Here is a 12,774-nt window from a genome sequence, read left to right on the forward strand (position 1 = left end):
GAAAACGAGAAAAGGGCGGGGCGACCGTCGACTTTCGCGCTTGATGCGCCGCAAGCGACCGCCGCCTTGTCGTATAGAACGGATCGATGATCCGCTCCACACTATTCGCGAGCGCCGTCAGAGCGGCGCGGTCGCCGCGGCGAGCCACGCGCGCGTCGCCTCGTCCACGAGCGGCGACAGCGCGCTGCGCACGCGATCGTGATAATCGTTGAGCCACGCGCGTTCGCCGTCGGTCAGCAGCGCGACATCGACCAGGGCGCGATCGATGGGCGCCAGCGTCAGCGTGGCGAAGCCGAGCACCGGCCTGTCGGCGCCCGGCACGTCCCGCTCCTCGACGACCAGAAGGTTTTCGATGCGGATGCCGTAATGCCCCTCGCGATAATATCCCGGCTCGTTCGACAGGATCATGCCGGCTTCCAGCGCCACGCCGCCAAGCCGGGATATGCGCTGCGGCCCCTCGTGAACCGACAGGAACGAGCCGACGCCATGGCCGGTGCCGTGATCGAAATCGAGCCCGGCCTCCCAGAGCGGGCGGCGGGCGAAGGGATCGATCTGCGCGCCGGAAGTACCCTTGGGAAAGACGGCCGTCGCAACCGCGATATGCCCCTTCAGCACGCGGGTGAACCTGTCGCGCAGTTCGGGCGTAGGCGTGCCGATGGCGACGGTCCGCGTGATGTCGGTGGTGCCGTCGACGTATTGCCCGCCCGAATCGACCAGCAGGACGCCGGGCGCAACCGGGCGGTTGCCGGCGCGGGTGACGCGGTAATGCGGCAGGGCGGCGTTCCCGTTCACACCGGCGATGGTGGGGAAGGAGACGTCCTCGAGCAACCCGGTGTCGCGCCGGAAGCCCTCCAGCGCCTCGACGGTGTCGATCTCGGTCAGCGCGCCGGAAGGCGCTTCGCGCGCGAGCCAGGCGAGGAACCGGGTCACGGCCGCGCCGTCCCGCCGGTGCGCCGCGCGCGCGCCCTCGATCTCGCGTCCGTTCTTCACCGCCTTGAGCGCCGTCAGCGGATCGGGCGCGACATGGAACCGCGCGCCGGCATTGGCGACGGCGGATTGCAGGGCGAATGCGCCGGTGGCGGCATCGATCAGGATGCGGATGTCGTCTCGCGCCCGCGCGCCGAGATCGGCCACGGCCCGCGCCAGCGATTCCCGCGCTTCCAGCGGCCGACCGTCCGGCGTCGTCCCCAGAGGCGCGAAATCGGCGATCCGGCCCACCGCGCTCACCGCCGTCTCGTCGAAGCGGTCCGGGGCGAAGAACAGCGTCGGCCGGTCGGCGACGGGCACCAGCGCATAGCCGAGCGCGATCGGCGTATGCGGCACGTCGCCGCCGCGAATGTTGAACAGCCAGGCGATATTGTGCGGATCGCTCACGATCAGCCCGTCGGTCTTCGTGTCGGCGAGTTTTTCGCGCAGCCGCTCCAGCTTGCTCGCCGCGGTCTCGCCGGCGACGGACAGCGGGTGCAGGCGGATGGGCGCGGCGGGCGGCGCGGGCCTGTCGTTCCACACGGCGTCCACGGGATTGTCGGTGACGACGACGAGCGTTCCGCCGGCCTCGGCTACGGCCTTCTCCAGCTTGCGGACCTGCGCGTCCGTATGCAGCCACGGATCGTAGCCGAGCGCGCCGCCCTCCGGGAGATGGCGGGCGATCCACTGCTCGGGCGTCGTTTCCGCCAGCGCGACCGGCGTGAAAAGGGCGGTGTCGATCTGTTCGCGAACCTGAATGACGTAGCGCCCGTCCACCACGACCGCGGCCTCGCTCTCCAACACAACGGCCGTGCCGGCGGAGCCGGTGAAGCCCGTGAGCCACGCGAGCCGTTCCTCGCCGGCCGGCACGTATTCGCCCTGATGCTCGTCGGCGCGGGGAACGACGAAGCCGGAAAGCCCGTGCTGCGCCAGCACGCGGCGCAGCGCCGCAAGCCGCTCCGCCTCCGGCCGGGCGCCGGCCGGAGGCGCCGGATCGTCGAAGGACTGGAATTTGCAGGTCGTCGATTGGCAGGTCGTGGATCTGGACGTCACGGCGATTCTCCCCGATGAGCGCAACGGGAAGCGAAAATAGCCTTTCCCGCGCGGCGTGGGCACCCGGTTTTCACGAAATCGGCGTGAAAAAGCCCAAATTCGGTTTCCCGATGCCGCGCCGCGTTGACGTTGCGGCGTGCAATTCCTACTGTCTGCGCCCCTGATCCCCTTTCCGTGCGCGCGGCCGGCTTCCGACGGGCGTTGATCGGACGGATTCGTATGGTCCAACGTCGAAAGAGTGAACGCATGCTTGCCCCGCTCCACCTTGATCCCGCGCTTGTCGAGGCAGCCCAGGTCTCGGCCGCCTGGCCGTTCGAGGAGGCGCGAAAGCTTGTGGCGCGCATCGCGCGCACGGGCAAGAAGGAAGTGCTGTTCGAGACCGGCTACGGCCCTTCCGGCCTGCCGCACATCGGCACCTTCGGCGAAGTCGCACGCACGTCGATGGTGCGTCACGCCTTCCGTGTGTTGACGGAAGACCGCATTCCCACGCGCCTCATCGCCTTCTCCGACGATCTCGACGGCTTGCGCAAGGTGCCCGACAACATCCCCAACCGCGAGAGCCTCGTGCCTTTCCTCGGCCGGCCGCTGACGCAGGTGCCCGATCCCTTCGGCACCCACGACAGTTTCGGCGCGCACAACAATGCGCGGCTGCAAGCGTTTCTCGACAGCTTCGGCTTCGATTACGACTTCCGCTCGGCGACACAGGCCTACACGAGCGGCGTCTTCGACGAGACCCTGCTGCGCATGCTGCGCCATTACGACGCCGTCATGGCGGTGATGCTGCCGAGCCTGCGGGCGGAGCGCGCACAGAGCTATTCGCCGTTCCTGCCGATCCATCCCACGACCGGCATCGTCATGCAGGTCGCGGTCGACGAGGTGCGCCCGGAAGCCGGCACCATCGTCTGGCGCGATCCCGAAACGCAGGAGCGCTTCGAGACGCCCGTGACGGGCGGCCACGTCAAGCTGCAATGGAAGCCCGACTGGGCCATGCGCTGGGTGGCGCTCGGCGTCGATTACGAAATGGCGGGCAAGGATCTCATCGATTCGGTCAAGCTTTCCGGTCAGATCGCCCGCGCGCTCGGCGCCGAGCCCCCGGAAGGCTTCAACTACGAGCTTTTCCTCGACGAACACGGCACCAAGATTTCCAAGTCGAAGGGCAACGGCCTCACCATCGACGAGTGGCTGCGCTACGGCACGCCGGAAAGCCTCGCCCTTTTCATGTACAACAAGCCGCGCGAGGCGAAGCGGCTTTACTTCGACGTCATTCCGCGTCACGTCGACGACTATCTCGCCTTTCTCGCCAATTACGGCCGGCAGGAGTGGAAGCACCGCCTCGGCAATCCCGTCTGGCATCTGCATGCCGGCAATCCGCCCGCACCGGAGACGATCGGCGCGGACGGGCGCGGTACGCAACTGAGCTTCGCCATGCTGCTGAATCTCGCCGCCGTCGCCAATTCCGAGGACAAGGCGGTGCTGTGGGGCTTCATCCAGCGCTACGCGCCCGGCACCTCGCCCGATACCCATCCGCAGCTCGATCGGCTCGTCGGCTACGCCATCAACTATTTCCGCGATTTCGTGAAGCCGGCCAAGCAATATGCCGAGCCCACCGACGCGGAGCGGGCGGCGCTGGCGGATCTCTCCGCCGAGCTTGCGCGGCACGCGGGCTCCACCGATGCCGAGGCGTTGCAGAATGCCGTCTACGAGATCGGCCGCACGCATTTTCCCGACACCAGCGGCAAGACGAAAAGCCCGGATGGCCGCCCCGGCGTGTCGCAGACGTGGTTTTCGACGCTCTACCGCATCCTGTTCGGCGAGGAGCGCGGGCCGCGTTTCGGTTCCTTCGTGGCGCTTTACGGCGTCGAGGGCACGCGCGCCCTGATCGCGGCGGGCCTGTCGGGCGAATTGAAGCGCGAGCACGAAGCCTTTCTGAAGGAGCGGGCGGGGAGCTGACGTCGGGCAGGGGGCTGACATCAGAAAAGGCTCAATTGTTCCGCGGCTTTCGGCGTCCCTTTGAAGAGGTCCGTCCGCAGCCGGGGATGGCGTCTGAGATAGCCGATGCGTTTCAGCGCCACCTCGAAACGGCGCGCGATCAGCGCGGCATAGGGGCCGGTGCCCGTCATGCGCTCGTTCCAGCGCGCGTCGTAATCCTTGCCGCCGCGCATCGTGCGCAGCAGCGAGAGCACGTGCCGCGCCTTGTCGGGATAATGGGTCACGAGCCATTCGGTCACGAGATCGCGCACTTCGAGCGGCAGCCGCAGCAGGACGTAACCCGCCTCCCGCGCGCCTGCCGCATGGGCCTGCTCCAGAATGACCTCGATCTCGCTGTCGTTGATGGCCGGGACGATCGGTGCGACCATGACGGAGACGGGAATGCCCGCTTCGCTCAACTGCCGTATCGTCGCCAGCCGCCGGTGGGGCGCAGCCGCGCGAGGTTCCATCGTGCGCGCGAGCTTGCCGTCGAGCGTCGTCACCGAAATCGCGACGCAGGCGAGCCCCCGTTTCGCCATGGGCGCGAGCAGATCGATGTCGCGCGCGACGAGCGCCGATTTCGTCACGATGCTGACGGGATGGCCCAGCCGTGCAAGCACTTCCAGGATGGCGCGCATCAGCCGGTACTGGCGCTCGATCGGCTGATAGGGATCGGTATTGGTGCCGATGGCGAGCGTGCGGGGCGTATATCCCGGCTTCGACAGTTCTTTTTCCAGCAATATCGCCGCGTCGGGCTTGGCGAACAGCTTCGATTCGAAGTCGAGCCCCGGCGACAGTCCGAGATAGGCGTGCGTCGGCCGCGCATAGCAATAAACGCAGCCGTGCTCGCAGCCGCGATAGGGGTTGATCGAGCGGTCGAAGGGAATATCGGGCGAGGCATTGCGCGCGATCACGCTGCGCGCCTTGTCGATCAGCACTTCGGTACGCAGGGGCGGCAGGTCGTCCGGCTCTCCCCAGCCGTCATCCACGGCCTCCCGCGCGGCGGGCTCGAAGCGGCCCGTCGGATTCGACACCGCGCCGCGGCCGCGCTGAATCCGGGAGCCCGCGGGAGGCGCGCCGCCGGCCGCGTCCTCTCCGATGCCGTTACCTTCGAGACAAGCGGTTTTATCGAGGCAAGCCATTCTGCGCCCTGTCATGCCGAACAAAGAATGTCTTTACATAGAACATAAATCGAACTACGTAAAGTGGCCAGCGGCGATGGAGGCGTCGGCGCTGAAGGCCATAAACGGGCTGCGGGCCATGACCCGAAGACCGCGAAAATCGCCTCCAGCGCAAAAGACGCCCCAGACCGGCTGACAGGATCAAATTTGAAGGTGCATTGAAGGCCGTGGGCGGGTGTCCACGGCCTTCCTGCTACTTGGCCGTACCAGCGAGGGCATGAACGGGCCTCTATGGGCTTCTATTTCGGAAATGGGCTTGGCCGTCATCAGTGGGAGAAAAGTGCTCCCGGTGGGCCGTCACCCCCACCCGGCTCATGACCGGCTCTTCGGCGCATCTCGCAATGGATGCAATGACTCGGGAGCGGAAGAAGCCTATCTCAGCCGGTGATTATCGCCAAGCCCCCGCACCATCGAAACAGGTATATTGACGCTTGGCCGTTCTTGATGAGAAGGTTGCGCCCGGTGGGCCGTCACCCCCACGTGGCGCGAGGACATCCGAGGATTTCCCGTCCAGTCCGCCGTGGCATTCGAGATACTTGTGCCTTGGGCGCACCTTGGGCTCATAGTTTCCCCGCCGGATCTCCACACTTGTCGATACGCTGAATGCAGCCGCATCCATGTTGCAATTGCATCCCTTGCGCTTTGATGCGCTCCATGCAGCGCGGGCACTTCTGCCGGTGTCTAACCTGCCTGCGGCGAAGGACAGGGCGGGAATATGGAGAACGATATCAGACCTGTATCGGCTGACGAATTGACCGGTATCTTGCGCGGCATCGCCGACGCGGCGGGTCTGGAAGCGGCGCTGGCTATTGCGGATCATGCTGGCGGCACGCGTGTCTCTTTTCCCGCTCCATCACGGCTCACGCCTGAGCACTGGCTTGTCGGGCTTCTTGGCCGTGACGCCGCGCTCAAGGTGTGCGGCCATTTTCAGGCTGGATACGGGGGCGCAATCGTATCGATTCCATCACCCGTAAATGATTTTCGTAGCGCGGCCGTGCAGCGTGAAAAAGCGATGCTGCGCGCCTTCTTCTCGACGGCAACTATTGACGAAGCTGCACGGACCGTCAGTGTCGACCGTTCGACAGTAATTCGCCACTTCCGCCGTCTACGGGACGACGGTTTTCGGCGACCACTACGCAACCGAAAGAGACAGAAGGACGGGGCCAATGACAACGGGTCCCGCCACCGCTGATCGCATTTTCCTCTTCTTTGAAGGCATAAACTGAACAGCGTGCTCGGCGGACGCGCGCCGTCGCCCAGCTCGGCCGAGGCGGATATCCACAATCCGTTCTGATTAGGCAAGGAACCCAGACCTTTTTCGGAATCTGACAGGTTATGAGAGGTTTCCTCCATATTTTCCGATCAGGCTACAACCGCAACTCAAGAAACTTAAATGGATATGTAAAGGTATAAGTTCCGGGCACACTTCAGAATATGGTTTTTATAGCGCAACTCCGTCTGTGTTTTGGGCTGTTCCGCCTCATGCCGCGCGCTGTTAAGCGATTTGCAATTATCACTATATTTTTTTGTCTATTCATATTTATTGCGGAAATCGCTATCGATTTGCTGTGAACTATGTCATATTTTTTTCATTATAACAATAATTAGGGGTGAATCTGTATTTTTTATTGACAAAAAGCTGACATTCCAGCACATTTCAGTGAAATGGCGAAATGTGAGTGATGACGCGATTTTTCGCGACCTCCCGTTATTAGAGTAACGCTTGCGTTCTATCTTCCAGCTTGTACCCGATCTGTCCGGGACCGGAGAGGATTTTTCAGTTGTCTATCCAGTTTTGTCAAAATTTGCTGCGTGAGCAGCAGATGTACGACAAATGACGGGAAGACTTCTGTCACGTTAAGCGGAGATGATCTTTCTACGGATTGTTCGAGGCTCCGGATAGCGGTTTTACTTTCGTCAACGCGTCGGAGATTGTCTTATGACGAACTTCGTCTTAGTGGAAAAGTAATGCGTTAATTGTGTATCGTATTCCATGAGAGGAAGGCTGCGGCAAACGTTTTCCCGAGATGGTAATTGAGAGGCAGCAATGACTTATCTTGATCTTTCGAAATACAAACTGACCTTCAGTGATGAGTTCAATACGCGAAGCATCTCGACAACCGGCGAAGGCACGAAATGGAAGAGCATCCGGTCCGAATGGAAATTCGATGAATATTCTGATATCGGGTTCAGCCGGACTTCTTTTGTCAACGCAGGCTCCGGATATGATCCGTTCGCGGTAAAGGACGGCAACCTGACCATTACAGCGGTTCCGGACAGGACGCCGTACGGTTTTCCCGGCAGCTGGGAATCGGGACTGATTACAACACAGGGCCTCTTCTCGCAAAAATACGGTTATTTTGAAATCCGCGCGGATTTCTCCAATCAGATCGGTTCCTGGGGAGCATTCTGGCTATTGCCCGACACCCAGACCCCCGATCCGAACAATGCAGGCAGGTGGCAGGAACTCGATATCATCGAGCATTACGGCAACAACGACAAGGGCGTTTACAGCCATATTCATACGACAGATCCCGATCCGAATGTCAATTGGCAGCGGGATCTTCAAGTTTACAGCGAGATACGTAATCCTGACGGATTCCATACTTTCGGTGTGGACTGGTCGGAAACCTCTCTGGATTTCTATATCGATGGAAAGCTGGTGGGTTCCCGGGCGACGCCGAGCGATTATCAGGCCCCGATGTACCTGGTGGCCAATCTGGCGGCATCCGACCATCCGGACAATAACGTCGATGCCGCCGGCGTTCCGATTTCGATGACGATCGATTATATCAGGGTTTACCAGAAGGGATCCGAAACACCTGTGGATCCGGTGGACCCTGTCGATCCTGTGGATCCCGGCGAGGATGCTGGGGACGAACTGGTCATTTTCATCAGCCAGGATGCCTATAAAGGCAACGCCCAATATACGATCTCCGTCGACGGGCAACAGGTTGGCGGCGTTCGCTCGGCCTCCGCGTCTCATGCCGCCGGCGAAACGGAGGCGGTCGTTCTCAAAGGCAACTGGGGCGAAGGTCATCATGTGGTGGCCGTGAACTTCATCAACGATTTTTGGGAGAGCGGCAACAATAAGGACCGCAATCTTTATGTCGACGGAGCCTCGTTCAACGGCGAGGATATCGTCAACGCCGATCTGGAACTGAAAGGACAAGGTGCGAAGCGGTTCGGATTTGACTACGCCAAGGATTCAACGCCGGGTGGCGACGGGAACCTGGACGAGCTGGTTCTCCATATCAGCCAGAGCGCTTATAACGGGGACGCCGAGTATACCGTATCTGTCGACGGCAAGCAGATCGGCGGCGTTCGTAAGGCAAGCGCGTCGCATGCCGCCGGCGACACCGAGCAGGTGTTGATCAGCGGCAATTGGTCTCACGGGTTCCATGACGTGGCAATCAGCTTCCTCAACGATGCCTGGGGCGGTACGCCGGGTACGGATCGCAACCTTTATCTCGATGCTGCGACCTATAACGGCGTCGAGGTAAAGAATGCGTCCTGGAACCTTCTGGGAACGAGTACGCATACGTTCACTATCCTCGATGTCTGATATACTCAATTCGTGACGTTGCCGCTCTCCCGTCGCAGGGAGGAGGCACTCTTCCGCCGTCGAGATCACGATGGACCCGGAGTTGCGACGGTCCTGAGGCCGGATTGGACATCGACCTCGGGACCGTTCGCATGTGCGTTGTGAACGCGCCCGGTTGCGTTCCTGGTTGCGTCCCGTGCAAACCCGCGCACCTTCAATGCTCGCGGCCCGATCGCGGGCCGTGTTGCGTTTGCGCAATCGCTACATGGCCCGCCTCGTAAACGACGAGGGTATGAATGCCACGAATGGCTGTTAGGCTATGGTTGTCAGGTTGATGCGTCGAAGGGATCGCGGTTTCGGGGGCGGGCATGGGCGAGCGGCGGGAGTTCGGTGTGCGGGTGCGTGCGAATGCGGGGCAGGGCGAGGAGCAGGAGGAGGTTTTCGCCTTCCTTTCACGCCCTGAAAGTTACGCCGGAGCGGACGGGGCGGCGGCGGATGTCCGGCGCATCGATACCCATGGCGCGGTCGTCTTTCTGGCTGGCGGCGATGTCTACAAGGTCAAGCGGGCGGTTTGCTATTCCTTCATGGATTTTTCCACGCGCGAGAAGCGGCGCGCGGCATGCGATTCCGAAATCGCGGTCAATCGCGCCAATGCGCCGGGCGTCTATCTCGGGGTGACGCCCATCGTGCGCATGCCGGAGGGGCTGGCGCTCGGGGCCGACATCGCGCCCGGCGGCGAAGTGCCGGATGGCGCCGACGTCGTTGAATGGGCGGTGCATATGCGCCGGTTCGACGAGAATGCGACGCTCGACAGGCTGGCCGAACGCGGCGCGCTGCCGGACGACGTGACGGCCAGGCTCGCCGGCATGGTGGCGCGCGCCCATGCGTCGGCGCCGGTGGCGGCCGACCCGGCCGCGTCTGTCGATGCGCTCGGCCGCTATATCGACCGCAACGCGGAGGGCCTCGCCACCCGGCCGGGGCTTTTTTCGGTGGAGGAAGTGAAGGCCGTGCGCGCCGCGAGCCGCGCCGCGCTCGATGCGCAGCGCCCCCTGCTGCTGTCGCGCGCCGGTGCGGGGTTCGTGCGCCGCTGCCACGGTGACATGCACCTGCGCAATATCGCGCTCATCGACGGCGCGCCGGTGCTTTTCGATGCCATCGAGTTCGACGAGAGCATCGCGACCGTCGATATCCTTTACGATCTCGCCTTCCTGCTCATGGATCTGTGGGACCGGGGCCTTGAGGGCGTCGCCAACGGTGTGCTGAACCGCTATCTGTGGGCGCGCGGCGAGGAGGCGGATGTCGCGGGGCTTGCGGCGTTGCCGCTGTTCCTGAGCATTCGCGCGGGGGTGCGCGCCATGGTGACGGCTGCCGCCTTGCCGCATCTCGAAGGCGATGCGCGCGCGAAGGCGGAACGGGAGGCGCGCGGTTATCTCGCGCTCGCCGGTGCGTTCATCGCGCCCGCTCCCGTGCGGCTCGCCGCGATCGGAGGGCTGTCGGGCACGGGCAAGAGCACGCTGGCCGCCATGCTCGCGCCCCGCATCGGCCGCCCGGTCGGCGCGGTGCATCTGCGCAGCGATATCGAACGCAAGAACCTCTTCGGCGTCGCCGCCACGGAACATCTGCCGTCCTCCGCCTATACGCGCGACGTGACCCTGCGCACCTATGCGCGCCTGCGCCGGCTCGCGGCGCTGGCGCTCGATGCCGGGCAGAGCGTGATTGCCGACGCGGTGCATGCGGCGCCGGAGGAACGGGAGGCGATCCGCCGGGTTGCCGAGGACGCCGGCGCGCGCTTCGACGGCCTGTGGCTGGAGGCGCCCCAGGCGGTGCTGGAGGCGCGGGTCGAGGCGCGTACCGGCGACGCCTCGGACGCCGGCGCAGACGTGGTGCGCGCGCAATCCGCTTACGATACCGGTGCGATCGACTGGCGCAGACTGCGGACGGGAGGAACGCCGGACGAAGTGGCCGCGGCGGCCGCCCCGCTGCTCGGCATCGGGGAGGGGGCGGCGTGAGGGCGGTCGTTATCCGTTTGTGACGGTTTTGCGTATGATATCCGGCAACGCGGCTGTCATCGGAATCGCCTAGATCTGCTGTTTCGGAAGGAGGTGCGCATCATGACTGTCAAGACCGGTATCGTCGAGCATCTCGGGGAGAAGGCGGTTCTCGTGCCGGATCTGCTGACCGCCGCCCTGCAAGCCAACGATCGGGCGAAGCTGCGCATGACGGTGTTGCAGGAAGCGGTTGCGCATGCGCGCCACCCGGAAACCGGCGTGCGCAGCCTTGCGGGCGAGTTCCGGGCGGCGGGACTGGACGATTCGCTGTTCGAGGAGAGCGTGAGGGAGGCACGGCTGCTGCCGGGCGGCGCGGTGCTGGTGCCCGGCGCGGCGCAGCTTGTCGCTGGCCTGCATGCGGATATCGGCGAGATGATCGCCCCGCTCGACGCGGTGGGCGATGCCGCCACGGAGGGTTTTGCCGCGAGGCTCGGGCAATTGCGGCTCGGAGACCTGTCCGGCGATCACGTCGGCGATGCGGAAATCGCCCTTCTCACCTCGGCCCAGCGCGAGGGTGGCGACACGGCGCATCTGCTGGTGATGGATTTGCACAAGGCGCTCAACCGGCTGTCCGCGGAGATCGCCGTCGAGACGCTCGCGGGGGCGCATGTCCTGCATATCGCGCCGGAGGACCGGCCGCGCATCCGCGCCTTCATGCGCGGCGTCGACCGCACGCGCGGGCTCGCCTTCGGTCATCCGGGGCTCGGCACGACTGCCGCGCGCAACGGCGCTCGGCTCATCATCCAGAACGATATCGGCACCACGGACGCGCACGTGATCATCGTCACCGTCGAGGCGGGCGTGGTGACGATCACCTATACCGACGTTCACCTGCGTCGGGCCAAGTTCTTCGTCGGTCTGTTCGACAGCTGGAAGATGGAGTGGGCCTCGCTTGCGGAGCGCAAGGCGCGCGGCCTTGCCGACGATGCGGCGTTCTTTCTGGTGACGGGGAGCTACGCCTCGCGGGACGAGGCGGATTGTCAGGCCTTTCTGGAATATCTCGGCTCGCGGCTCGTCTTCCTGATCGACTGGAACAAGGCGCGCAAGGCGCTGCAACCCTTCGTCAGCAAGGGGGACGCGGTGCGCCTGCTCCAGCGGGGCGCGGCGGAGGAATACGGCCATCGCGGCTTTCTGGAGCTCGGCGGGGCCGAGCTGTTGTTCGACGCGATCCAGCGCAGCGCGGAAGGGCGCATCCCCTACGGCACCCGGCTCGACACGGCGCTGGGGGCCTCGCAGGCGTATGACCTGCTGGCGCGCGTGATGCGCCTGTCGAGCAACGGCCTGGCGCAGCATCGCTCCGCCCGCCTGCTGCGTGACGAGGTGCGCGCCGAGCTCACGCAATGCGTGGTTTCGGTGGAGCGGGAAATTCTCGATATCGTGCTGCGCCAGCTCGGGCTGGCGCGCGGTCTCGCGAGCATGATCCAGGAGGCCGTTTCCGACGAGCACGGGCTCGACCGGGAGGCGGCGGGGCGCCTCAGCCAGCGCGCGAAGCACCTTGAGGCGAAGGCCGATGCGCTGGCGTTGCGGGCGCGGGAAATGGCCGAGGGGCCGATGGGGCGCGGGCTGCGCTATCTGCCCGTCGTGAACGGCGTCGAGGATGCGATCGACGAGCTTGAAGAGGCCGCCTTCGTGCTCAGCATCGCGCCCGAGCACGTGGCGACGGCGGCGATCGCGCGTCCGCTGGGCGATCTTTCGCGCACGGCGGTGGAGTGCTGCTCGGGGCTCGTGCGCGCCGTCGCGGCGGCGTTGCAGGTGCCGGCCGGCAACCGGCGCGACATGGCCGATGCGCTGGAGGGCATCGAGGACGCCGTGCAGGCCGAGAAGCTGGCGGACACCGCCCAGCGCGCGGCGATGGCGGGCTTCATCGCCGATATCGACAGCGCGCGCACGCTGACGGTGGGCGTCGAAACGGCGCGCGCCATCGAGAATTCCACCGATCATATCGCGCGCGCCGCGCTCGTCCTGCGCCGCTGCGTGCTGGACGAGCAGGCGCCGGTGGCCAGAGGCTGAGGAG

The 12,774-nt window shown here is 64.4% G+C and carries 7 protein-coding genes; 5 read left to right on the forward strand and 2 right to left on the reverse strand.

Annotation, left to right across the window (positions count from 1 at the left end):
- Positions 1-117: 117 nt before the first annotated feature.
- Positions 118-2,019, reverse strand: a complete 1,902-nt coding sequence (locus ACOYJQ_RS04440; RefSeq protein WP_433456723.1) for an aminopeptidase P family protein — start codon at positions 2,017-2,019, stop codon at positions 118-120.
- A gap of 246 nt (positions 2,020-2,265) precedes the next feature.
- Here ACOYJQ_RS04440 and ACOYJQ_RS04445 point away from each other — a divergent pair, with 246 nt between their 5' ends.
- The gene (locus ACOYJQ_RS04445) at positions 2,266-3,969 is read left to right on the forward strand and encodes a lysine--tRNA ligase (protein ID WP_433456724.1); all 1,704 of its coding nucleotides are present in this window, start codon (positions 2,266-2,268) and stop codon (positions 3,967-3,969) included.
- A 20-nt stretch (positions 3,970-3,989) separates the two neighbouring features.
- On the opposite strand, the gene ACOYJQ_RS04450 is transcribed toward ACOYJQ_RS04445, so the two are convergent.
- The gene (locus tag ACOYJQ_RS04450) at positions 3,990-5,129 is read right to left on the reverse strand and encodes a PA0069 family radical SAM protein (RefSeq protein WP_433456726.1); all 1,140 of its coding nucleotides are present in this window, start codon (positions 5,127-5,129) and stop codon (positions 3,990-3,992) included.
- A gap of 754 nt (positions 5,130-5,883) precedes the next feature.
- Between ACOYJQ_RS04450 and ACOYJQ_RS04455 the strand changes: the two genes are divergently transcribed.
- From ACOYJQ_RS04455 to ACOYJQ_RS04470, 4 genes are all read left to right on the forward strand, one after another.
- On the forward strand, positions 5,884-6,360 hold the full coding sequence (locus ACOYJQ_RS04455; RefSeq protein WP_433456727.1) for a hypothetical protein: 477 nt from the start codon (positions 5,884-5,886) through the stop codon (positions 6,358-6,360).
- Positions 6,361-7,215: 855 nt separating this feature from the next.
- Entirely contained in the window at positions 7,216-8,733 is a 1,518-nt protein-coding gene (locus ACOYJQ_RS04460) for a carbohydrate-binding domain-containing protein (RefSeq protein WP_433456728.1), read from the forward strand.
- 347 nt (positions 8,734-9,080) lie between these two features.
- Positions 9,081-10,721, forward strand: a complete 1,641-nt coding sequence (locus ACOYJQ_RS04465; RefSeq protein WP_433456730.1) for an AAA family ATPase — start codon at positions 9,081-9,083, stop codon at positions 10,719-10,721.
- A 102-nt stretch (positions 10,722-10,823) separates the two neighbouring features.
- Complete coding sequence (locus ACOYJQ_RS04470; RefSeq protein WP_433456731.1) at positions 10,824-12,770, forward strand: hypothetical protein; 1,947 nt, start codon at positions 10,824-10,826, stop codon at positions 12,768-12,770.
- Positions 12,771-12,774: the final 4 nt, after the last annotated feature.

Source organism: Pseudochelatococcus sp. (assembly GCF_050946405.1).
Classification (GTDB): Bacteria; Pseudomonadota; Alphaproteobacteria; order Rhizobiales; family Beijerinckiaceae; genus Pseudochelatococcus.